The sequence below is a fragment of the Flavonifractor porci genome (assembly GCF_037572415.1).
Taxonomy (GTDB): Bacteria; Bacillota; Clostridia; order Oscillospirales; family Oscillospiraceae; genus Flavonifractor; species Flavonifractor porci.
In genome coordinates this window covers 389,039-410,909 of the sequence record NZ_JBBHLB010000001.1, presented here as the reverse complement: position 1 = coordinate 410,909, position 21,871 = coordinate 389,039, and the positions used below count along the sequence as shown (strand labels likewise).

20 protein-coding genes are annotated in these 21,871 nt (G+C 63.1%); 13 read left to right on the top strand and 7 right to left on the bottom strand.

From position 1 onward, the window contains the following. Positions 1-147: 147 nt before the first annotated feature. From WHJ28_RS02010 to WHJ28_RS01975, 8 genes are all read left to right on the top strand, one after another. The gene (locus WHJ28_RS02010; protein WP_340039414.1) at positions 148-351 is read left to right on the top strand and encodes a 4Fe-4S binding protein; all 204 of its coding nucleotides are present in this window, start codon (positions 148-150) and stop codon (positions 349-351) included. Further along, positions 348-968, top strand: a complete 621-nt coding sequence (locus WHJ28_RS02005) for a 4Fe-4S binding protein (protein WP_340039412.1) — start codon at positions 348-350, stop codon at positions 966-968. Before WHJ28_RS02010 ends, WHJ28_RS02005 begins: the two co-directional genes overlap by 4 nt. Positions 969-972: 4 nt before the next feature. Beyond that, positions 973-1,269 carry an ArsR/SmtB family transcription factor gene (locus tag WHJ28_RS02000; protein ID WP_340039411.1) on the top strand — a complete coding sequence of 99 codons (297 nt, stop codon included), beginning with the start codon at positions 973-975 and terminating at the stop codon, positions 1,267-1,269. A 186-nt stretch (positions 1,270-1,455) separates the two neighbouring features. Beyond that, a complete protein-coding gene (locus tag WHJ28_RS01995; protein WP_340039410.1) occupies positions 1,456-3,366 on the top strand; it encodes an acyl-CoA dehydrogenase family protein in 1,911 nt (636 codons plus the stop codon). A gap of 19 nt (positions 3,367-3,385) precedes the next feature. Beyond that, positions 3,386-4,597 (top strand): FprA family A-type flavoprotein, encoded by a 1,212-nt coding sequence (locus WHJ28_RS01990; RefSeq protein ID WP_340039409.1) that lies wholly within the window; start codon positions 3,386-3,388, stop codon positions 4,595-4,597. Positions 4,598-4,806: 209 nt separating this feature from the next. Further along, positions 4,807-6,516, top strand: a complete 1,710-nt coding sequence (locus WHJ28_RS01985) for a C69 family dipeptidase (protein ID WP_340039407.1) — start codon at positions 4,807-4,809, stop codon at positions 6,514-6,516. A gap of 144 nt (positions 6,517-6,660) precedes the next feature. Beyond that, positions 6,661-8,139: a stage IV sporulation protein A gene (spoIVA, locus tag WHJ28_RS01980; protein WP_340039406.1), complete on the top strand. Its 1,479-nt coding sequence runs from the start codon at positions 6,661-6,663 to the stop codon at positions 8,137-8,139. Between the two features lie 100 nt (positions 8,140-8,239). After that, on the top strand, positions 8,240-8,743 hold the full coding sequence (locus WHJ28_RS01975) for a hypothetical protein (RefSeq protein ID WP_340039404.1): 504 nt from the start codon (positions 8,240-8,242) through the stop codon (positions 8,741-8,743). A 60-nt stretch (positions 8,744-8,803) separates the two neighbouring features. On the opposite strand, the gene WHJ28_RS01970 is transcribed toward WHJ28_RS01975, so the two are convergent. The 4 genes from WHJ28_RS01970 to WHJ28_RS01955 all read right to left on the bottom strand — a co-directional run bounded on the left by WHJ28_RS01970 (position 8,804) and on the right by WHJ28_RS01955 (position 13,075). Continuing rightward, positions 8,804-11,083 (bottom strand): xanthine dehydrogenase family protein molybdopterin-binding subunit, encoded by a 2,280-nt coding sequence (locus tag WHJ28_RS01970; protein WP_340039480.1) that lies wholly within the window; start codon positions 11,081-11,083, stop codon positions 8,804-8,806. Positions 11,084-11,085: 2 nt separating this feature from the next. Then, positions 11,086-11,559, bottom strand: a complete 474-nt coding sequence (locus WHJ28_RS01965; protein WP_340039403.1) for a (2Fe-2S)-binding protein — start codon at positions 11,557-11,559, stop codon at positions 11,086-11,088. Continuing rightward, positions 11,556-12,353, bottom strand: a complete 798-nt coding sequence (locus WHJ28_RS01960) for an FAD binding domain-containing protein (protein WP_340039401.1) — start codon at positions 12,351-12,353, stop codon at positions 11,556-11,558. The genes WHJ28_RS01965 and WHJ28_RS01960 overlap by 4 nt, the downstream gene beginning before the upstream one ends. Before the next feature lie 104 nt (positions 12,354-12,457). Continuing rightward, complete coding sequence (locus tag WHJ28_RS01955) at positions 12,458-13,075, bottom strand: Crp/Fnr family transcriptional regulator (protein WP_340039400.1); 618 nt, start codon at positions 13,073-13,075, stop codon at positions 12,458-12,460. A gap of 130 nt (positions 13,076-13,205) precedes the next feature. Between WHJ28_RS01955 and leuC the strand changes: the two genes are divergently transcribed. From leuC to leuB, 3 genes are read left to right on the top strand one after another with little or no spacing between them, the layout of a single operon-like run. Then, positions 13,206-14,465 (top strand): 3-isopropylmalate dehydratase large subunit, encoded by a 1,260-nt coding sequence (gene leuC / locus WHJ28_RS01950; protein ID WP_340039398.1) that lies wholly within the window; start codon positions 13,206-13,208, stop codon positions 14,463-14,465. Between the two features lie 14 nt (positions 14,466-14,479). Continuing rightward, positions 14,480-14,965 carry a 3-isopropylmalate dehydratase small subunit gene (locus WHJ28_RS01945; protein WP_340039397.1) on the top strand — a complete coding sequence of 162 codons (486 nt, stop codon included), beginning with the start codon at positions 14,480-14,482 and terminating at the stop codon, positions 14,963-14,965. Next, positions 14,962-16,038 carry a 3-isopropylmalate dehydrogenase gene (gene leuB, locus WHJ28_RS01940; RefSeq protein WP_340039396.1) on the top strand — a complete coding sequence of 359 codons (1,077 nt, stop codon included), beginning with the start codon at positions 14,962-14,964 and terminating at the stop codon, positions 16,036-16,038. Before WHJ28_RS01945 ends, leuB begins: the two co-directional genes overlap by 4 nt. A gap of 99 nt (positions 16,039-16,137) precedes the next feature. On the opposite strand, the gene WHJ28_RS01935 is transcribed toward leuB, so the two are convergent. Beyond that, the gene (locus tag WHJ28_RS01935; protein ID WP_340039395.1) at positions 16,138-17,379 is read right to left on the bottom strand and encodes a 6-phosphofructokinase; all 1,242 of its coding nucleotides are present in this window, start codon (positions 17,377-17,379) and stop codon (positions 16,138-16,140) included. A gap of 132 nt (positions 17,380-17,511) precedes the next feature. Here WHJ28_RS01935 and fba point away from each other — a divergent pair, with 132 nt between their 5' ends. After that, a complete protein-coding gene (gene fba, locus WHJ28_RS01930) occupies positions 17,512-18,477 on the top strand; it encodes a class II fructose-1,6-bisphosphate aldolase (protein ID WP_340039394.1) in 966 nt (321 codons plus the stop codon). Between the two features lie 96 nt (positions 18,478-18,573). Further along, positions 18,574-19,080 (top strand): amidase domain-containing protein, encoded by a 507-nt coding sequence (locus WHJ28_RS01925; protein WP_340039392.1) that lies wholly within the window; start codon positions 18,574-18,576, stop codon positions 19,078-19,080. A 63-nt stretch (positions 19,081-19,143) separates the two neighbouring features. Here the strand turns inward: WHJ28_RS01925 and WHJ28_RS01920 are convergent, their stop codons facing one another. Together WHJ28_RS01920 and WHJ28_RS01915 are read right to left on the bottom strand one after the other, a co-directional pair. Next, a complete protein-coding gene (locus WHJ28_RS01920) occupies positions 19,144-21,477 on the bottom strand; it encodes a M56 family metallopeptidase (RefSeq protein ID WP_340039391.1) in 2,334 nt (777 codons plus the stop codon). After that, positions 21,474-21,851 (bottom strand): BlaI/MecI/CopY family transcriptional regulator, encoded by a 378-nt coding sequence (locus WHJ28_RS01915; protein ID WP_087327158.1) that lies wholly within the window; start codon positions 21,849-21,851, stop codon positions 21,474-21,476. Before WHJ28_RS01915 ends, WHJ28_RS01920 begins: the two co-directional genes overlap by 4 nt. Between the last annotated feature and the right edge of the window lie 20 nt (positions 21,852-21,871).

The following is a 21,871-nucleotide window of genomic DNA, read 5'->3' as shown; positions in this document are numbered from 1 at the left end:
ATCCCCGCCCGCCGTCTGCCGCCCGGGTCACGCGGGCGACTATAAAGGTCGCCCCTACGGAGTTGACGTTGATTTCCTCTTGCATTTTGCGCTTGGTTTTGTTATATTAGTAATTGCTTAATTACTTAATTATCAGGAGGACGATCTATGGCGTCAAAGCGTTATGCCGCTGTGGGGAAGCACTGTGTATCCTGCGGCTGCTGTGTGAAGGTGTGTCCCTTGTCGGCCATTTCCATCTGGCGGGGCGTGACTGCCCGGGTGGACTGGGAAAAGTGCGTGGGCTGCGGCAAGTGTGCCAAAGAGTGCCCGGCGGGCACCATTGAACTGCGGGACCGGGAGGTGGGCGCATGAACCAGAAAAAGCACTGGTACGACTATCTGTGGATCGTCACCCCCATCTATCTGGGACTGGGGTTCTTCAATATCCTCTTTGCCTGGCTGGGCATGATCTTCTTCTGTCTGCCCCTGCTCATCGCCATCTTCGGCGGCAGCAAGCTGTACTGCAACCGCTACTGCGACAGGGGCCAGTTCCTGTCCCTGCTGGGTGGGCGGCTAAAGCTGTCCCGGAACAAGCCCACTCCCCGGTGGATGCGGACCAAAGCATTCCGGTACGGCTTTCTCATCTTTTTCTTCCTCATGTTCTTCCAGATGCTCTTTACCACCTACCTGGTAGGGGTGGGCGCCAAAGACATTGGAGCGTTCGTCAAGCTGTTCTGGACCTTCCAGGTGCCTTGGCACTGGGCCTATCACGGTACCCTTTTTGCCCCCTGGGTGGCCCAGTTCGCTTTCGGGTTCTACTCCATCATGCTCACCTCTACCCTCATCGGCCTCATTGTCATGGTATTGTTTAAGCCCCGGACCTGGTGCGTATTCTGCCCCATGGGCACCATGACCCAGCTGATCTGCACCCTGCGTGCGGGCAAGGCTCCGGCGGAAGGCTGCGCCTCCTGCTCCGGCTGCCGGAGGTGAGCATATGGACGAACAACTGCGGGAAAAGGCCCAAACCATCGCTTCGCTGATGGCCCAGATGGCCAACGAGAATCGGCTGCTCATCCTGTGCGCTCTGCTGGACGGACCTAAAACCGTAGGGGAGCTGGGGGAGAGCGTGCCCAACATCACCGGCCCCGCCCTGTCCCAGCACCTGCACAAGCTGAAGGATGGGGGACTGGTCCAGGGGGAGAAGCACGGACAGTTCGTCACCTATTCCATCAAAGACAGCCGCCTTCAGGCCCTGATGGCAGTGCTGAAAGAACAATATTGCGCCCAATGAACAGACAGCGCGTCCCATTTAGTGTGGGACGCGCTGTCTGTTCTCCTAATTCCTGGTTCTCATATGGGAAAAATTTTGTCAAAATACCATAATTCCTATTGACATACAGTGTTTACTGTGTTAGGATTGCCTCACAAATAATGATTCTTATTATTGATTTAAAATAAAGACAAGGAGGACGACACCATGCTGTTCAAGACCACGGAGCAACACGAGGCCCTGCGGGCCCAGATCCGGGCCTTCGCCGAGGCGGAGGTGAAACCCCAGGCATTCCTGATGGACAAGGAGAATCTGTTCCCCGATGAGGCCATCAAAAAGCTGGGGAAGCTGGGGCTGATGGGCATCCCTTATCCCAAGGAGTACGGCGGCGCAGGATTGGACGCCCTGAGTTACGCCATTGCGGTAGAGGAGCTGTCCCGGGTGGACGGCGGCACCGGCGTTATCCTGTCGGCCCATGTGTCCCTGGGCTCCTGGCCCATCTTCGCCTACGGCACCGAGGAGCAGAAGCAGAAGTATCTGGTGCCTCTGGCCAAGGGTGAGAAGATCGGCGCTTTCGGCCTCACCGAGCCCAATGCCGGTTCCGACGCCGGCGGCACCGAGACCACCGCTGTGGACAAGGGGGACCACTGGCTCCTCAACGGCGGAAAGATCTTCATCACCAACGCTCCTAAAGCGGACACCTATGTAGTCTTTGCGGTGACCACCCCCGACATCGGCACCCGGGGCATTTCCGCCTTCATCGTGGAGAAGGGCTGGGAGGGCTTCACCTTCGGCGATCACTACGACAAGATGGGCATTCGTTCCTCCTCCACCGCCGAGCTGATCTTCAACGATGTGAAGGTGCCCAAGGAGAACCTGCTGGGCAAGGAGGGCCAGGGCTTCAAGATCGCCATGTCCACCCTGGACGGCGGGCGCATCGGCATCGCGGCTCAGGCCCTGGGCATCGCCCAGGGGGCCTATGAGGCCGCCGTGGAGTACGCCAAGGAGCGGGTCCAGTTCGGCAAGCCCATCGGCTTCAACCAGTCCATCGGCTTCAAGCTGGCCGACATGGCCACCAAACTCCGCTGCGCCCGGCTGCTGGTCTACTCTGCCGCCGACCTGAAGGAACATCATGAGCCCTACGGCACCGAGTCCGCCATGGCCAAGATGTATGCCTCCGACATTGCCCTGGAGGTCACCAACGACGCCGTCCAGATCTTCGGCGGCACCGGTTTCCTCAAGGGTATGGACGTGGAGCGGATGTACCGGGACGCCAAGATCACCACCATCTACGAGGGCACCAACGAGATCCAGCGGGTGGTCATCTCCGCCGCCATCATGGGCAAGCCCCCCAAGAGCGAGGGTGGCTCCTCCAGCCGGCCCAAGAAGCCCGCGCCCGTCACCGGCGTGCGCAAGCGCATCCTGCTGAAGGAGGGGAGTGCCGCCGACCAGGTCAATGCTCTGGTGGAGCACCTGAAGAAGGACGGCCATGACTTTACCGTGGGCATCCCCATGGATACTCCCATCAGCCAGGCCGAGCGTGTGGTATCCGCCGGTCAGGGCATCGGGGACAAGAAGAACATGAAGCTCATTGAGAACCTGGCCCGCGCCGCCGGCGCCGCCATTGGCTCCTCCCGCCCGGTGGCCGAGACCCTGAAGTATGTGCCCCTGGACCGGTATGTGGGTATGTCCGGCCAGAAGTTCAAGGGCAACCTGTACATCGCCTGCGGCATCTCCGGCGCCATCCAGCACCTGAAGGGCATCAAGGACGCCTCCACCATCGTGGCCATCAACAAGAACGGCAACGCCCCCATCTTCAAGAACTGCGACTACGGCATTGTGGGCGATGTCAACGAGATCCTGCCCCTGCTGGCCGCCGCCCTGGACACCGGGGAGAAGCAGCCCGCGCCTCCCATGGTGAAGATGAAGCGCCCTGCGCCTCCCAAGCCCGAGCCCATCGGCAAGCGGTACGTCTGCGGCGGCTGCGGCTACGAGTACGTGCCCGAGCTGGGCGACCCCGACGCCGAGGTGGCTCCCGGCACCCTGTTTGAAAACCTGCCCGAGGAGTGGGTGTGCCCCGAGTGCGCGGAAAAGAAAGACATGTTCATTGAAGCCTGAGTAAGAAGGAGGGAATACCATGTATTGTGTCCGCAATGTGACGGAAGATCTGTACTGGGTGGGGGCCAACGACCACCGGCTCCACCTGTTTGAAAACATCCATCCCATTCCCCGGGGCGTCAGCTACAACGCCTATCTGCTGCTGGACGAAAAGACCGTCCTCTTCGACACCGTGGACTGGTCCGCCTGCCGCCAGCTGCTGGAGAACGTGGAGCATCTGCTGGGGGAGCGGCCCCTGGACTACCTGGTCATCAACCACATGGAGCCTGACCACGGAGCCTCCATCGAGGAGATCCTGCTGCGCTGGCCCGATGTGAAGGTGATCTCCACCGAGAAGTCCTTCCTCTTCATGCGCCAGTTCGGCTTCCAGATCGACGGCCATGAGCTCATCGAGGTGAAGGAGGGGGACACCCAGACCTTCGGCAAGCACACCGTCACCTTCGTGGCCGCCCCCATGGTCCACTGGCCCGAGGCCATGGTCACCTTCGACACCACCAACGGCGTGCTCTTTTCCGCCGACGCCTTCGGTTCCTTCGGCGCCCTGGATGGCAAGCTGTTCGCCGACGAGGTCAACTTTGACCGGGACTGGATCGACGACGCCCGCCGTTACCTCACCAACATCGTGGGCAAGTACGGCCCCCACATCCAGCTGCTGCTGAAGAAGGCCGGCGGCATTCTGGACCAGATCAAGTACATCTGCCCCCTCCATGGTCCCGTATGGCGGAAGGACCTGGGCTACTTCATCGACAAGTACGACAAGTGGAGCCGCTACGAGCCGGAGGAGAAGGGCGTCATGATCGCCTACGCCTCCATGTACGGCAACACCGAGGCCGCCGCCCAGGCCCTGGCCGCCAGGCTGTGCGAGAAGGGCGTCACCAACGTGTGGGTGTACGACGTGTCCAACACCCATGTGTCCTACCTGGTCAGCGAGTCCTTCCGGCTGAGCCACATCGTGCTGGCCAGCGTCACCTATAACCTGGGCATCTACCCCGTGATGCACGACTATCTCATGCACCTGAAGGGGCTCAACCTCCAGAACCGCACCTTCGCCATCGTGGAAAACGGTTCCTGGGCCCCCAAATCCGGCGACCTGATGCAGAAGTTCGTGGATGAGGAGCTGAAGAACATGACCGTTCTCAATGACCGGCTGTCCATCGCCTCCGCCCTCCTGGCCGACAAGGCCGCTGAACTGGAAGCCCTGGCCGACGCCATTGTGGAGTCCATGCAGTAAGCCCTAGCGGGCGCTCTCACAAAATTTGTGGGAGCGCCCGCTTTTTTGTCACGAACTGGAGGAGTTTACAATTAACTGCGTTGACAAAGCGTTTCTTTTGTGCAACTATTTGTTTAGGACCGGAAACATCCGGAATCCGTTGGAGAGAAGGGAGGCCATTTTTCCGCGACCCCGTACCACAATCACAAAATAAGGAGATGTGTACGACCATGAAAAAGTCCTTTCGCATCCTGTCCGCGGCGCTGGCGGGCACTGTGCTGCTGAGCACCAGCGCGCTGGCCTGCACCGGCGTCTATGTGGGCAAGGACGTCAGCGATCAGGGGACCTATCTCATCGCCCGCAGCGAGGATCAGGGCCAGGGCGACTACAACAAGATGTTCCGGGTGCAGCCCCGGGTGGAGAACGTGCCCGGCCGCTGCATCGAGGACACCGCCACCGGCTTCAAGATCCCTCTGCCGGATACCACCTACAAGTACACCTATGTGCCTGACTACACCCGGGGCGACGACGGTATGTACCCCGGCTCCTGCACCAATGAGTACGGCGTGAGCATTTCCGCCACCGTGTCCACCTCCACCTGCGAGGCCTGGGAGAAGGCCGACCCCTTCGTGGAGCCCGGCCTGCGTGAGGCCATTCTGGCCGCTTCCGTGGCCGCCGTGTCCACCAACGCCCGTGAGGCCGTGGACGTGCTGCTGGGCTATGTGGACCAGTACGGCTCCGAAGAGGGCAACACCGTCATGATCACCGACCAGAAGGAAGCCTGGATCGTGGAGATCTACGGCGGCCATCAGTACTGCGCCATGAAGATGCCCGACGACAAGGTGGCGGTCTTCGGCAACCAGAACATGATCGGCCTGGTGGACCCCAAGGCCACCCCCGAGGATGGCTACATCTACTCCGACGGCCTGTTTGCCCTCATTGACCAGCTGGGTCTGGCGGTGAAGGAGGGGGAGCTCTACCATCTGGCCAAGAGCGTCACCAACAATACCCGCGAGGACTACAACAATATGCGTAACTGGATGGGCATGAAGATCCTGGCCCCCTCCCAGGTGGGCGAGTACGACACCAACACCTTCTATCCGCTGTTCTACAGCCCCGATGAGAAGGTGAATGTCCTCACCGTCATGGACATCTACCGCAGCCGCTATGAGGACACCCCCCTGGATGTGACCCTGCCCGGCCAGGAGGAGAATCGTGTCATCGGCACCGAGCGCTCCTCCCAGATCCATATCCTCCAGACCTTCCCCGAGTGGCCCGCCCACTGCTCCTCCATCGACTGGCTGGCCCTGGGCAACGCCGAGCACTCCGTGTTCATTCCCTTCTTCTCCGGCATCACCGACACCGCCGATGCCTACAAGGTGGACGGGGACACCTATGATCCCGCCGGTGCTTTCTGGATGTTCAAGCGCATCTGCACCATCGCCGAGCAGGACCGTACCCTGTACGGCCAGGGCGTGAAGGACTTCTGGAAGCTGCAGGAGGGCCTGATGTACCAGACCATGCTGGAGCAGACCCCCATCGTCATGGCCAAGTACCAGGAGAGCCGGGCCGCCGGCGACGCCTACGTCACCCAGCTGGGCATTGACATGGCCGAGCATGAGATGAAGCTGTCCGATAACCTGTACGCCAAGCTGCTCACCACCATGATGCACAACACCGGCCTGGCCTCCGGCAAGACTCCCACAACCTTCCTGGCCGACGTGCCGGTGCGTGAGGTGGCCGAGGCCAAGGGCTATACCGTCACCTGGAACGGCGCCGACAGCACCGTCACCCTCACCAAGGGCACCACCACCTACACTCTCACCCTGGAGAGCTACACCTGCAAGGTGGCGGGCGGCGACGACATCGAGCTGACCCACTACTGCTATGCCAAGGACGGCCTGACCTACGTCCCCATGGATTTCGCCAACCAGCTGTAATCCAGGTTTCTGCCAAAAGAGCGCGCTTCGGCGCGCTCTTTTGCTGTCTGCACGGCGGACCCGCCTCCAGGCATATTCCACGGCTTATCCCCATACCTATGTAGAGAAAACGCCGGCTTAACATGGCCGAAGGAGGAATTGCCAGTGGAACAACGCAAGCTCTATGAGGATATCGCCCTGCGGACCGAGGGGGATATCTATATCGGCGTGGTGGGGCCGGTGCGGACTGGAAAATCCACGTTCATCAAGCGGTTCATGGAGACCATGGTCATCCCGGGCATCGAGAACGTCTACCGCCGGGAGCGGGCCAAGGATGAGCTGCCCCAGAGCGGCTCGGGCCGCACCATCATGACCGCCGAACCAAAATTCGTCCCCGAGGAGGCGGTGGAGGTCACCATGGACAGCGGGGCCACCTTCAAGGTACGGCTCATCGACTGCGTGGGCTATCTGGTGCCCGGGGCGGTGGGCTCCCTGGAGGACGATGTGCCCCGGATGGTGACCACACCCTGGTTCCCCGAGCCCATCCCCATGACGGAGGCCGCCGAGATCGGCACCCGGAAGGTCATTGCCGAGCATTCCACCATCGGCATTGTGCTCACCACCGACGGCACCGTCACCGACATTCCACGGGAGGACTACCTGGAGGCGGAGGAGCGGGTCATCACCGAGCTGAAGGAGCTGGGCAAGCCCTTCCTGGTGGTGCTCAACTCCGCCCAGCCCCGGTCGGAGCGGGCCCAGGCCATCCGGGCGGACATCGCCTCCCGGTACGACGTGACCTGCGTGTGCGTCAACTGCCTGGAGCTGGAGGAGGAGGCGGTGACCGGCATCATCAAGGGGGTGCTGTACGAGTTCCCGGTGAAGGAGCTGGACCTGTTCCTGCCCCCCTGGGTGGATGCCCTGCCCTGGGACCACCCTATCAAACACGGCCTGTACGCCGCTATCCGGGAGAGCGCCAAGGGGATGCGCCGCATCCGGGACGTGGAGAGCACGGTAGCCGCCATGGGGGAGTGCGACACGGTGAGCCGTGCCCAGGTCACCACCATGAATCTGGGCACCGGTCTGGCCGCTGCCGACCTGGAACTGCCCCGGAGCCTGTTCTACGATACCCTGTCCCAGCAGTCCGGCTTCACCATCCACGACGACGGGGACCTGCTGGAACTTTTGAGCCGCCTGTCCCGGATCAAGGCCGAGTATGACAAGGTGGCGGGCGCTTTGGAGGAGGTACGGACCACCGGCTACGGCATTGTGGTGCCCGGCACCGACGAGCTGGTGCTGGAGGAGCCGGAGATCGTCCGGCAGGGAGGCCGGTACGGGGTACGCCTCAAGGCCTCGGCCCCCTCCATCCATATGATCCGGGCCGACATCGAGACCGAAGTCTCTCCCATCGTGGGCAACGAGAAGCAGAGCGAGGAGATGGTCAACTTCCTGCTTCAGGAATTCGAGGGGGACACCAAGGCCATCTGGCAGTCCAACATCTTCGGCAAGTCCTTCCACGAGCTGGTCAGCGAGGACCTCAACGGCAAGCTCAAGCGGATGCCGGAGGACGCCCGCTCGAAATTACAGGAGACCCTCCAGCGCATCATCAACGAGGGCTCCGGCGGGCTGATCTGTATCATTCTGTAAGAAAAAGCAGGAGGATGGGCGGTATGTCTTGCTTTGAATTGGAAAATGTTGTATCATAACAGCCAGAGAGGACCCAGAAAGAGAAAAAGGGGAGATACCAATGAAACGACGTACCATGTGTGTGGTAGCTGCCATGCTGGTGTGCCTGGTGGCGCTGGCGGGCTGCTCCGGCGGTGACGGCCTTGTGGGAAATATCTACACCTATGACCATGTGTCCATAGAGCTGCCGGAGGGCTATGAGGTGGACGAGAGCGGTTCCTTCCCCATCATCTACTGCCCTGACTACCCGGAGCGGACCGACAATATCAACATCCTAAAAAGCGGAGCGGATAGCATTGGTAACTACGATGCCGACAGGATCGACAACTATTACAGCACCTCCTTCAACGGTTACAATGGGATGCGGTCCTTTGAGAAAACCAAGGTGGACGGTGTTGACGCCATCATCTGCTCCTATGACGTCGATCTGAACGGAGTGGAGATGGTGGGTACCCAGTATTATCTGTTCGGCAAAAACTTTACGGATGTGATCACCTTTACCAGCGTCTCCGGCGACTATGACAACGACTTTGAAGACATTGCCCAGTCCATCGCCGTGCATTGAGTACAACAGAAAAACCGCTGCAATCCCATAAGGATTGCAGCGGTTTTTTGCGTCTTTGGTTCAGTGTTCCATACCCATGAGGATCTTCTCTGCGGTGATAGGCAGGGAGCGCACCCGCACGCCGGTGGCGTTGTATACCGCCTGGGCGATAGCGGGGGAGGGGGTGTTGATGACCACCTCGCCGATGGATTTGGCGCCGAAGGGGCCGTTGGGCTCGTAGCTCTCCTCAAACTCCACCCGGATCTCCGGCAGGTCGGTGCGGCTGGGGATCTTGTAGGTCATGAAGGTGGAGTTGACCATCTGGCCCTTGGGGTCGTAGTTGATGTCCTCCAGCAGGGCCATGCCGATGCCCTGGGCGATGCCACCCTCGGCCTGGACCCGGGCCAGGTTCTTGTTGATGACGGTGCCGCAGTCCACCACGCCTACATAGTCCACAACCTTGGTCTCGCCGGTCTCCAGATCCACCTCCACCTCGGCAAAGCCCGCCATGAAGGGCGGGGGAGAGGTGGGGCTGCAGTGGCTGGCGCTGGCGGTGAGCCACTGGGTGCCCTCGCCCACCACCAGGTCCTGGGCCAGCTTGTCCAGGGTGATGGAGGTCTCGGGATTGGTGCGGTCGTACACCTTGTTCCCGTCAAACTCCGCCCGCTCGGGGTGGATGTTCAGGCGGCGGGCCCCCTCGGCGGCGATCTTCTCGTTGAGCTCGGTGCAGGCCTTCACCACAGCCATGCCGGTGACGTAGGTGGTGCTGGAGGCGTAGGAGCCGGTATCGAAGGGGGAGTGGTCGGTATCCACCCCGTCCACGGTGATGCGATCCATGGGGCAGTTGAGAATCTCAGCGGCCATCTGTGCCAGGATGGTGTCGCAGCCGGTACCCATGTCGGTGGCGCCGATCATCAGGGTGTAGTAGCCGTCGTCGTTGAGCTTGATGGTCACCGACGCGGTGTCGATGGCAGAGATGCCGGAGCCCTGCATGGTCACCGCCATGCCCACGCCCCGGACACGGTGGTCGTCCACCTTGACGCAGGGGTATTTCTCCTTCCAGCCGATCATCTCCATGCCCCGCTCCATGCACTGGGGCAGCTTGCAGCTGGTGAGGGGCTCGTTGTAGTAGGCGGCCATGGTTTCCCCCATATGGGGCAGGTTCATAAGCCGCAGCCGGGCGGGGTCCATGTTCAGCTTCTCCGCCAGCTCGTTCATGGCGGACTCCATGGCAAAGCAGCCCTGGGTGGCGCCGTAACCGCGGAAGGCGCCGGCGGCCATGGTGTTGGTGTACACCACGTCCCAGGAGAAGCGGAAGGCGGCCTGCCGGGCGTAGAGGGGGATGCTCTTGTGGCCCACCAGTCCGATGGTGGTGGAGGCGTGCTCGCCGTAGGCGCCGGCGTTGGACAGGGCGTGCATATCCACCGCCTTGATGGTGCCGTCCTTCATGGCGCCCACTTTGACGTGGACCCGCATCTGGTGGCGGCTGTTGGAGGCCTGGAAGGACTCCTTCCGGGTGTACACGATCTTGGCGGGCTTGCCGGTACGCAGGGTGACCAGGGCGGGGAAGAGCTCGCTGACCAGGGTCTGCTTGGCCCCGAAGCCGCCGCCGATGCGGGGCTTCACCACCCGCACCATGTTCTTGGGCAGGCCCAGAGCATGGGCGATGGTGCGGCGGCAGTGGAAGGGCACCTGGGTGGAGGACACCACGTTGAGCCGCCGGTTGTGGTCCAGATAGGTGTAGGTGCGGAAGGTCTCCATCATGGCCTGGGCGTTGGCCTTGGTGTAGTAGGTACCCTCCACCACCACGTCGCAGGCGGCCATGGCGGCATCCACGTCGCCGTCAGAATCGCAGCCGCTGGACACCAGGTTGCGCTTCTGGTCGCCGCCGATGTCGAAGTGATGGAAGTAGTCCTCCTCCGAATGGACGATAATGGGGTTGTCCAGAGCGGTCTCAAAGTCCAGCACCGGCTCCAGAATGTCATACTTCACCTGGATCATGCCCATGGCCTTGGCCACGCAATCCTTGTCCCGGCCGGCCACGATGGCCACCGGGTCGCCCACATAGCGGACGGTGCGCTCCAGGATGTAGCGGTCGTAGGGGGAGGGCTCCGGGTAGGACTGGCCGGCCAGGGTGTAGCGGATCTGGGGCACGTCCTCCCAGGTCAGGATGCAGGAAATGCCAGGCACCCGGCTGGCGGCATCCTTGCGGATGGACTTGATGCGGGCGTGGGCGTGGGGGCTGCGGAGCACCTGCACCACCAGGCAGTCACGGGGCACCATGTCCTCGGTGTACACGCCCTTGCCGCCGGTGAGGGCGGCGCCGTCCAGCTTGGGGATGGCCTGATTGACGAATTTCAGATTCATGCCTGACCCTCCTTCTCCCAGGGCTTGTCACGGAGCCAGGCCCGCAGGGCACGGGTCTGTCCGGCGTAGCCGGAGCAGCGGCACAGGTTGCCCGCCAGATAGCCCGCGATCTCCTCCTCGGTGGGATCGGTGAGCTCACGGCGCATGGCCAGTACCGCCATGATGAAGCCGGGGCTGCAATAGCCGCACTGCTCGGCGCCCTGGGCGGTCATATAACGGCCGAAGGAGGCGGCCTCCTCCTTCACGCCCTCCAGAGTGGTGACATGGAGGCCATCGGCCCGGGCGGCGGGGTAGGAGCAGGACAGCACCGGCTTGCCCTCCACCCACACGGTACACAGGCCGCAGTTGCTGGTGTCGCAGCCGCGCTTCACGCTGACGTAGCCGTACTTGCGCAGAAACTCCAGCAGCATCATATCGTTGGGGATGTGCTTGTTGTACAGCATCCCGTTGACGGTGATCTTGACTTTCATCCCTTGTTCTCCTCCATGCACTGCTCTGCCGCCCGGCGCACCAGCACGGCGGCCAGCTTCTTCCGGTAGTCCGCCCCGGCCCGCAGGTCGGCGCCGTAGGTCAGCTCCTCAGCGGCGGCCTGTCCGGCGGCTGCGGCCCCCTTGCCCTCGTTGAGGCAGGCGGCGGCGCTTTCGCACCGCACCGCCCGGGCGGGACGGGCGCCCACCGACACGGTCCACTGGCCGTTGAGGCAGCTTACCGCCGCGGCCAGGGTGGGGAAGTCGGTGGTGGAGCGGCGGACGCTCTGGTAGGCGGCCCGGCGGCCGTCATCCTTAATGCGTACCTTCAGCAGGATATCGTCGAAGGCGATGGGGGAGGCCATGAACTCCGCCAGGGGGAGCTCGCCGCCACGATGGAGCACCACAGTGGCGTCCAGCGCCAGCAGGGCGCAGGTCAGGTCGGAGAAGCCGAACCGGGAGAACACGGAGCCTCCCACAGTGGCGCAGTTGCGGAAGGGCACGCCCACGATGTGGGATACACAGTCTCCCAGGATGCCGTCAAAGCGGGAGGTGACGGCGGGGTGGGTCTCCAACTGATGGAGGGTGACCGAGGCCCCCAGCTCCAGCCAGCCGTCCTTCACCTCGATCTGGTCCAGGCCCAGCCGGGTCAGGTCAATGGCGCGGCCAATGCGGCGGCGGCCCATTTTCAGCCAGCAGCAGCCACCCAGGATAACGCTGGTCCGGGTGTCCCGCTGGAGCAGCTCGTCGGCTTCCTCCAAAGTCTCGGGGAACACGTAGCTCTTGATGGTGAACAAATCCAATTCCTCCCCATAAATCGGGTTTTTTCGTGTTTCATAGACAGTCTATTATACCGGCTTCTGCCAGAAATGTACAGGGGAAATCATGAAAAATTCAGGGTTCACATTCCATCCCGCAAAAAGCCCTCCAGCCCCCGGCGGTCTGTCAGCTTCAGGCTCTTGTAGCCCGTCTTGATCCAGCCCTTTTTGTCGAACTCGCCCAGCACCCGGCTTACCGTCACCCGGCTCACCCCCACGGAGGAGCCGATCTCCTCATGGGTGCAGCGCACCGTATCTTCCGGCCAGGGCAGGATGGAAAGCAGGTGGCGGGCAATGCGCTTGTCCGCCTGGAGAAAGTCCCCGTCCACATGGCCGGACAGCATCCGCACACGGCGGGCCAGGTCCTCCAGCATGGCGATGGCCAGGTCGGGGTGGGCGGCAAAGACCTGCTCCAGCCGCCGCCGGTTCACCGCCACCAGCTGGCAGCGGGTCACCGCCATGGCGGAGGACACCCGGGGCTGGCCGTCAAAGAAGGCGGCCTCGCCCATCAGCTCGCCGGCGTGGGGGAGGGTGAGGATACGTTCCTCCCCCTCGGGGGAGCTGATGAAGCACTTGGCGGTGCCCGATACAATATAATAAAAGCATTCCGCCCGGGTGTCCTGGAGATAGACCAGCTCTCCCGGCTCCTTGTGCAGGATGGGCTGGCCGTCGGCCAGGGGCGTCCAGATGTTGCGCAGCATGGCGGTTTCCTCCTTTCGGGCGGACGGGGACAAGCCCTGCCCTTACAGTAAGATTGTAGCATGGTTTACATTCTTCTGGCAAGGGGGTATGGTATGCTGATACCAACAAGAAATAAGGAGGCGCCCTCGTATGGGAATGACCATGACCCAAAAGATCCTGGCCCGCCACGCCGGACTGGACCAGGTGGTACCCGGCCAGCTGGTGGAGGCCAAGCTGGACCTGGTGCTGGGCAACGACATCACCGCGCCCGTCGCCATCACCGAGTTCCGCAAGGCGGGACTGACTCAGGTATTTGATAAGGATAAAATCGCCCTGGTGCTGGACCACTCCACCCCCTGCAAGGACATCAAGTCCGCCCAGCTGTGCGCCCAGGCCCGGGAATTTGCCAGGGAATTCAACATCACCCACTTCTATGACGTGGGCTGCATGGGTGTGGAGCACGCCCTGCTGCCCGAAAAGGGCCTCACCGCCCCCGGTGAGTGCATGATCGGCGCCGACTCCCACACCTGTACCTACGGCGCGGTGGGTATGTTTTCCACCGGCGTGGGCTCCACCGATATGGCCGCCGGCATGGCCACCGGCCTTGCCTGGTTCAAGGTGCCCGCCGCCATCAAGGTCACCCTCACCGGTAAGTTCCAGCCCTATGTGTCCGGTAAGGACGTGATCCTCCACCTGATCGGCATGATCGGCGTGGACGGCGCCCTGTACAAGTCCCTGGAGTTTGCCGGGGAAGGGGTAGGGGAGCTGTCCATGGACGACCGCTTCACCATCGCCAACATGGCCATCGAGGCGGGCGCCAAGAACGGCATCTTCCCAGTGGACGACAAGACCCGTGCCTACCTGAAGGGCCGGGTCACCCGTGAGTGGGAAGCGGTGGAGGCCGACCCCGACGCCGAGTACGAGCAGGAGATCGTCATTGACCTGAACACCCTCCAGCCCACGGTGGCCCTGCCCCATCTGCCCTCCAACACCCGCACCATCGACCAGGTGGAGGGCACCCACATCGACCAGGTGGTCATCGGCTCCTGCACCAACGGCCGTCTGGACGACCTGCGGCAGGCCGCGGCGGTGCTCAAGGGCCGCAAGGTGGCCGACGGGGTGCGCTGCATCGTCATCCCCGCCACCCAGCAGATCACCCTGGACGCCATGGCCGAGGGCCTGATCCAGACCTTCATCGAGGCGGGCTGCGCCGTGTCCACCCCCACCTGCGGCCCCTGCCTGGGCGGCCACATGGGCGTGCTCTCCGACAACGAGCGGGCCATCTCCACCACCAACCGCAACTTCGTGGGCCGCATGGGCCCCGTGTCCTCCGAGATCATTCTGGCCAACCCTGCCGTGGCCGCCGCTTCCGCGGTGGCGGGCTGCGTAGCCGATCCCCGGAAGCTGTAAGGAGGTTTTCAGGCATGAAAGTATATAAGTACGGCGACAACGTGGATACCGACGTGATCATTCCCGCCCGGTACCTCAACGCCCCCGACGAAAAATCCCTGGCCTCCCACTGCATGGAGGACATCGACGCCAGCTTCGCCTCCACTGTGGAGCAGGGCGACATCATTGTGGCCGGGGCCAACTTTGGCTGCGGCTCCTCCCGGGAGCACGCGCCCCTGTCCATCAAGGCCTGCGGCGTGAAGTGCGTCATCGCCCCCTCCTTTGCCCGCATCTTCTACCGCAACGCCATCAACATCGGCCTGCCCATCATGGAGAGCCCCGAGGCCGCCGCCGCCATCCAGGCGGGGGACACCGTCAGCGTGGACTTCGCCACCGGCACCATCACCGACGAGACTCAGGGCAAGACCTGGCAGGCCGCCCCCTTCCCGGCCTTCGTGGACAACATCATCCAGGCCGGCGGACTGCTCAACTCCCTGAAAGCGCGAGGTGTGGCGAAATGAATTACAAAATTGCTTTGATCCGGGGCGACGGCATCGGCCCCGAGGTAGTGGGCGAGGCCGTCAAGGTGCTGGAGGCCGTGGGCAAACGTTTCGGCCACAGCTTTACCTATGAGGACGTGCTGCTGGGCGGCTGCGCCACCGACGCGGTGGGGAAGAGCTACCCCGACGGCACCGCCGAGAAGTGCAAAGCCTGCGACGCCGTGCTGCTGGGCGCTGTGGGCGGCCCCAAGTGGGGCTCCGACAAGCCCGCCGAGCAGCGGCCCGAGACCGCTCTGCTGGCCATCCGCAAGGACCTGGGCCTGTACGCCAACCTGCGCCCCGCCGCCCTGCGGCCCGCTATGGCCGACGCCTGCCCCCTGAAGAAGGAGACCACCGAGAAGGGCATTGACCTGATGATGGTCCGGGAACTCACCGGCGGCATCTACTTCGGCCAGCGGGAGAAGTACCAGACCGAGGATCGTGGCATGGAAGCCGCCGACCGGATGGCTTACTCCGAGCAGGAAATCGAGCGCATCGGCCGCCGGGCCTTCGAGCTGGCCCGGCTCCGCCGGAAGAAGGTGTCCAGCGTGGACAAGGCCAACGTGCTGGAGACCTCCCGGCTGTGGCGGAGCGTCATGCACCGGCTGGCGGAGGAGTATTCCGACGTGCAGTACGAGGACGTGCTGGTGGACAACTGCGCCATGCAGCTGGTCCGGGACCCCGGCCAGTTCGACGTGGTGGTCACCGAGAATATGTTCGGCGACATCCTGTCCGACGAGGCCTCCATGGTCACCGGCTCCATCGGCCTGCTGCCCTCCGCCTCCATCGGCGACACCGCCCCCGGCCTCTACGAGCCCATCCACGGCTCCGCCCCCGACATCGCCGGCCAGGACAAGGCCAATCCCATCGCCACCATCCTGTCGGTGGCCATGATGTTCCGCTACTCCTTCCGCCTGGCCGCCGAGGCCGACGCGGTGGAAGCCGCCGTGGACGCGGTGCTGGCCGAGGGCTGGCGCACCGCCGACATCGCCGAGCCGGGTGTCACCCCCATCGGCACCAGGCAGATGGGCGATCTCATCTGCGCCAAAATCTGACGAAAACAGGGAAGAGGCGGCAGTGCCGCCTCTTCTTTTTCCCGGCATACAAAAAGGAGCCGTACCCGTGGTGGGAACGGCTCCTTTTTAGTGTTTTACTTACATCTCGGTGGTAAGGACCTTCTTCAGGCGGGCAAAGCGGGGCAGGGAGTGCTCCTTGGGGCCGTTGGCCTCGCCCTGGATGAGAGGCAGGACGTAGTCGATGAACGCCTGATTGACGCCGTTGCCGGCCTCGTTAATCCACTCGCGGGGCACCTTCTTCTCGAAGTTGGCCACGATGTCCAGGGGCTGCAGTACGGTCTCGCACTTGTAGCCGCCGTCGCGGGTACACTGGAAGGCCACCATCTTGTCGGTGGTGCCGGCCACAGCGGCCTCCACGGCGGTCTTACCCGCCAGGAAGGCCTCGTCGATGTCGGTCTTGGAGCCCACGTGAGAGCCGCAGCGCTGCAGCAGGGACAGCTCGATGCCGCGCACCTTGGCGCCGGTCTTGTTCTTGATGATGTCGGCCAGCTTAACGGCCAGGCCGCCCAGCTGCGCGTGGCCGAAGCCATCGGTGGCGGAGGTCTCGGCCTCGGAGACGAAGCGGCCGTCGGCGTAGTGGATGCCCTCGGACACGGCAACCATGCACTTGCCGGTCTTGTTGTAGATGTCGGTCACGTCCTTGACGAACTGGTCCATGTCGAAGTCGGTCTCGGGCAGGTAGACCAGGTCGGGGCCGCAGCCGGCCACGGAAGCCAGGGCGGCGGAGCCGGCCAGCCAGCCGGCGTGACGGCCCATGATCTCAATGACGGTGACCATGCCGGTGTCATAGACATGGGCGTCCTGCCACACCTCGGCGCAGGAGGTGGCGATATACTTGGCGGCGGAAGCGAAGCCGGGGCAGTGGTCGGTGCCGTTCAGGTCGTTGTCGATGGTCTTGGGCACGCCCATGATGCGGCATTCATAGCCCACCTTCTGCATATACTTGGAGATCTTGTTGCAGGTATCCATGGAGTCGTTGCCGCCGTTATAGAAGAAGTAGCGCACGTCGTACTTCTGGAAGATCTGAAGGATACGCTTGTAATCAGTATCGTCCTTGTCGGGGTCGGCCAGCTTATAGCGGCAGGAGCCCAGAGCGGAGGAGGGGGTGTACTTGAGCAGATCCAGCTCGGCGGCGTCCTCCTGGCCCATATCGTACAGCTTGTCGTCCAGCACGCCCTTGATGCCGTGGGCGGCGCCCAGCACTCGGGTGATGCAGTCGGTGTCCAGGGCGGTGCGGATCACGCCCAGAGCGCTGGCGTTGATGACGGCGGTGGGGCCGCCGGACTGGCCGATGATGCAAGCGCCTCTCAGTTCACTCATGAAAGTTGCCTCCTGTTGAATGAAAAATTTTTTACAAATTTAGATTTTGCGGGAATATCATACCACGTCCTCTTGAAATTATCAAGGAGACCTGTTAAAATCATGGTGCATCAAGAAAAGGAGATGACAACTATGCCTCTCGTAACTACCAAGGAAATGTTCCAGAAGGCCTACAACGGCGGCTACGCCATCGGCGCCTTCAATGTCAATAACATGGAGATTGTCCAGGGCATCACCGAAGCTGCCAAGGAAGTCAACGCTCCCCTGATCCTTCAGGTGTCCAAGGGCGCCCGCGCCTACGCCAACCACACCTACCTGGTCAAGCTGGTGGAGGCCGCCATCATCGAGACCGGTCTGCCCATCTGCCTGCACCTGGACCACGGCGACAGCTTCGAGACCTGCAAGAGCTGCATCGACGGCGGCTTTACCTCCGTCATGATCGACGCCTCTTCCAAGCCTTTCGCCGAGAATATTGAGATCACCAAGAAGGTGGTGGAGTACGCCCACGATCACGGCGTCGTCGTCGAGGCCGAGCTGGGCGCGCTGGCCGGCGTGGAGGACGAGGTCCAGGTTTCCGCCGAGGACTCCCACTACACCCGCCCCGAGGAGGTGGAGGAGTTCGTGGCCAAGACCGGCTGTGACTCCCTGGCCATCGCCATCGGCACCAGCCACGGCGCTTACAAGTTCACCGCCGCTCAGTGCACCCGCAATGAGAAGGGCGAACTGGTTCCCCCGCCCCTGCGCTTCGACATCCTGGACGAGGTCGTACGCCGTCTGCCCGGCTTCCCCATCGTACTCCATGGCTCCTCTTCCGTGCCTCAGGAGTTCGTGAAGATGGTCAACGAGAATGGCGGTAAGATGCCCGACGCTGTGGGTATCCCCGAGGAGCAGCTGCGTCAGGCCGCCCGGGGCGCTGTGTGTAAGATCAACATCGACTCCGACCTGCGCCTGGCCATGACCGGCACCATCCGTCAGTTCTTCCACGAGCATCCTGACAAGTTCGATCCTCGTGAGTACCTGAAGCCCGCCCGTGCCGCCATCAAGGAGCTGGTGAAGCACAAGCTCATCAACGTCCTGGGCTGCGACGGCAAGGCCTGATCCAATCACGCATCCAAAAAGGAGAGGGGAGACCCTCTCCTTTTTTTGCGCCCTGACCCGCTGCCGCATAGAATGGCGGGAAGGGAGAGAACTGTTATGTGGGAGCCTGTTCCATACGACCGCCGTGCCGCCGTGCGCTACGCCCACCGCTGGGCCTTTGGCCGCAACCCGGCCTATTACGACTATGAGGAGGTGGGGGGCGACTGCACCAGCTTCGCTTCCCAGTGCCTGTATGCCGGCATTGGGGTGATGGACTACACCCCGGACTATGGCTGGTACTACCTGGACGCCAACAACAAGGCCCCGGCCTGGACCGGAGTGGAGTTTCTCTACCGCTACCTGACCCAGATCCAGGTCCGCCCCGGCCCCTATGCCGTGGAAACCGGTCTGGACCTGCTGCTGCCGGGGGATCTGGTCCAGTTCAGCCCCCAGGGGGACGTGTTTACCCATACCGCCGTGGTGGTCCAGGTAGGGGCACGGCCCACCCTGCGCAATACCCTGGTGGCCGCCCACTCCTACGACGTGGACCGGAAGCCTTTGAGCAATTATGCCTTCCGGGATATCCGGTACCTCCATGTGCTGGGGGGCTGGCGGGAGACATAGGGCGTTTCATCGAGACGCAAAGAGGCGGACGGCCATATGGCCGTCCGCCTTTTCTCATTGGGGTCAATCCCCCAGGATCAGACCGGAGTCCTCCAGATAGAGCCGCCGGAAGAAGGAGACGGTCTGGCCGTTTTCGTCGGCGCAGGTGCCCGCCAGCACCACGCAGCCCTCCAGGGGATCGGCGGCGGCGGTGTCCAGACTGCGGAAGGCGGGCCAGTGCTCCTTTAAAAAGTCCGCATAGGTGACGGTGTAGATGGTCCCGTCCCGGCGGAAGAAGAGCTGCTTGTCGGTGATCAGCTCGCAGTCCCCGTCCCCGTTCAGGTCCACCATGCTGACATTTCCCCGGAGAGTGCTCTCTGCCCGCAGGAAGCGGACCAGACCCTCCTCCTGGTTCCAGCGGTACAGGTCGATGGTCCAGTTGACCTCCTTGGAGTCATTGCTCCAGCCCGCCAGCAGGCCCTGGTAGCCCAGCAGGGCGGGGAAGTCGTCCAGCCACCGGTTGCCGGACACGACCCCCAGGGGGAGACGGTCAAAGGAGGGCACCACGTCATCGTTCTCCAGGGTGATCCGGGGAACACAGGTGCCGTCCTTCAGGGTGTAGAGGCCGAAGTAGAACGGGTCGTCGAACTTGGCGCCGAACCGAATGGACTCCCTCCAAGGCTCGGGCTGGGGGTCGCTGAGCTCTTCATACACCGTCAGCTCCTCCAGTGGAACGGCGACAGGTTCCCCGGTCCCGGCGGCAGGCTGGTCCACCGTGAGGGTGTCCCCGCTGAAGGTGAGGGTACGCAGGAAGGAGGTGATCGTGCCGGTTTCATCCTCCGTCGTGCCGGAAAGCAGGATACAGCTGCCTCTGGCGGACAGTCTGGCCCCCTCCAGAGTGCGGAAGGCGGGCCAGCGCTGGGTCAGCAGGTCGGCGTAGTTCACGGCGTAGAGGGTATCCTCCCACTGGAGCAGGAGCTGCCGGTCGGTGATCAGCTCCTCCTTCCCGTCCCCGTTCAGGTCCTGGGTCAGCAGCTGACCGCCGGCGCTGCCGTAGGTCTCCGCCAGCAGGGAACGGTTTCCTTCCTCGTCCACGGCAAACAGGTCGTAGAACCATTCATCCTGCCGCTCCGACGGCACGCCGGGATAGGAGGTGATGAAACCGTCGGTGCCCATCAGGTCCAGGTAGTAAAACAGCTGGTAGGTCTCCTGCAGCCCATCCATGCTGCCGGACTGCTTGCGCTGTAGGAAGAGCATGGCGCCGGCGTTCTCGCTTCTGGGACCCTCCCGCATGGTCCAGGGTGGGGTTTCGCCGCGCTCAACATAGGAGTCCAGGTCGAAGTGCTGCTCGATGGTGGGATTTTGGGGCACGGCAGGGGCGGAGTAGGGGGACAGGTCGGAAAGGGACAGGGTGAAGATCCCGTCCTCATATACGGCGGTCCGGGGTCCGGAGAAGGTACAGGCCGCCGCCAGACCTGCCAGCACCACCGCCGCCAGCACGGCGGCCAGGATGGGACGCTTCTGGTGGGCGATGCGGGTGATGCGGTCCTTCATCTGCCGCTTGCCGGAGGTCATGGTGGTGGCGGCCAGCAGAGGATTGGTCGGTTTGCCCCGCACCGGCACCAGGGCCAGCAACGTGCGGCCATAGGCCAGCCGCCCGCTGTGGTCCAGCGCCGCCATGGCCCCCTCGTCACAGGCCAGCTCGCAGTCGGCGCGGGACAGGATCGCCGCCGCCCACACCAGGGGGTGGAACCAGTAGACGGTGAGACACACGCACCGCAGCAGGGCCCACAGGGAGTCCAGATGCTTGGCGTGGGTGCGCTCATGGAGGAGCACATAGTCCAGACGGTCCGACTGGACGGCGGCGGGGGTCAGGTAAATGGCGGGCCGCACCAGTCCCACCAGACAGGGGGAGGAGAGCCGGTCGCTGAGATACACCGGCAGGGGACAGCCCTCCGCCCGGAAGGGGACCCGGCTCTTTCGCAGCCTCCGCCGGAACCGCAGGTTGGCAAGGAGGAAGAAGGCGGCCATAGCGGCCATACCCACCTTCCACACCACGTCCAGCACCTGGGCCAGGGAGACGGTGGGGGCGGGGAGGGCGGCGCTGCTCTCTCCGGCGGTGGGGATGTTCTGGATCACCTGGGTCTGGGTGTTGTCCGGAATCGGTTCGGCGGCTGGTTGGGTGGGGACCTCCACCGGCCGCTCCAGTACGGCGGTGAGCTGCTGCCCGGCCTGCCGGCTCACATCCAGCACCGAAACAACGGGCAGGGCGGGCAGCTGCACCGGCACCAGCAGCCGCACCAGCACCAGCGCCCACAGGGCGTACTGCACCCGGCGGGGGATGGCGGTGCGGAAGAGAAACCGGAACAGGATCAGGGCTAAAATCAGCACCGACGCGGTGAGGACCACTTCTTTCATGACGACTCCTCCTTTGCCTGCTCCAGAATGGCGGAGAGCTGGTCAATGTCCTCCTGGGTCAAAGCCCGGCTGTCCACCAGGGCGCTCATCATCAGCCCCAGGCTGCCGCCGTATACCTTGTCCAGAAAGTGGCGGGTGGCGGTCTCCTCCGCCTGCTGGCGGGGGAGCAGGGGGGTGTACTCCTTGGCCCGGCCCTCCTCATGGTGGGTCACCGCTCCCTTGGCCTCCAGCCGGGAGAGCATGGTGATGATGGTATGCTTGGACCAGCCGGTCTCCCCCTCCAGCGCGTGGGTCAGCTGGGTGATGGTGGCCGGACCGTCCTCCCACAGGCGGTCCATCAGCTTCCATTCGCCGTCGGACAGGTGGATCTTCATAGGGCATCCCTCCATTGGTG

Coding starts and splice junctions, on each gene's coding strand:
- WHJ28_RS02010 (WP_340039414.1), top strand. CDS start 148: ATGGCGTCAAAGCGTTATGCCGCTGTGGGGAAGCACTGTGTATCCTGC.
- WHJ28_RS02005 (WP_340039412.1), top strand. CDS start 348: ATGAACCAGAAAAAGCACTGGTACGACTATCTGTGGATCGTCACCCCC.
- WHJ28_RS02000 (WP_340039411.1), top strand. CDS start 973: ATGGACGAACAACTGCGGGAAAAGGCCCAAACCATCGCTTCGCTGATG.
- WHJ28_RS01995 (WP_340039410.1), top strand. CDS start 1,456: ATGCTGTTCAAGACCACGGAGCAACACGAGGCCCTGCGGGCCCAGATC.
- WHJ28_RS01990 (WP_340039409.1), top strand. CDS start 3,386: ATGTATTGTGTCCGCAATGTGACGGAAGATCTGTACTGGGTGGGGGCC.
- WHJ28_RS01985 (WP_340039407.1), top strand. CDS start 4,807: ATGAAAAAGTCCTTTCGCATCCTGTCCGCGGCGCTGGCGGGCACTGTG.
- WHJ28_RS01975 (WP_340039404.1), top strand. CDS start 8,240: ATGAAACGACGTACCATGTGTGTGGTAGCTGCCATGCTGGTGTGCCTG.
- WHJ28_RS01965 (WP_340039403.1), bottom strand. CDS start 11,559: ATGAAAGTCAAGATCACCGTCAACGGGATGCTGTACAACAAGCACATC.
- WHJ28_RS01955 (WP_340039400.1), bottom strand. CDS start 13,075: ATGCTGCGCAACATCTGGACGCCCCTGGCCGACGGCCAGCCCATCCTG.
- leuC (WP_340039398.1), top strand. CDS start 13,206: ATGGGAATGACCATGACCCAAAAGATCCTGGCCCGCCACGCCGGACTG.
- WHJ28_RS01945 (WP_340039397.1), top strand. CDS start 14,480: ATGAAAGTATATAAGTACGGCGACAACGTGGATACCGACGTGATCATT.
- leuB (WP_340039396.1), top strand. CDS start 14,962: ATGAATTACAAAATTGCTTTGATCCGGGGCGACGGCATCGGCCCCGAG.
- WHJ28_RS01935 (WP_340039395.1), bottom strand. CDS start 17,379: ATGAGTGAACTGAGAGGCGCTTGCATCATCGGCCAGTCCGGCGGCCCC.
- fba (WP_340039394.1), top strand. CDS start 17,512: ATGCCTCTCGTAACTACCAAGGAAATGTTCCAGAAGGCCTACAACGGC.
- WHJ28_RS01925 (WP_340039392.1), top strand. CDS start 18,574: ATGTGGGAGCCTGTTCCATACGACCGCCGTGCCGCCGTGCGCTACGCC.
- WHJ28_RS01920 (WP_340039391.1), bottom strand. CDS start 21,477: ATGAAAGAAGTGGTCCTCACCGCGTCGGTGCTGATTTTAGCCCTGATC.
- WHJ28_RS01915 (WP_087327158.1), bottom strand. CDS start 21,851: ATGAAGATCCACCTGTCCGACGGCGAATGGAAGCTGATGGACCGCCTG.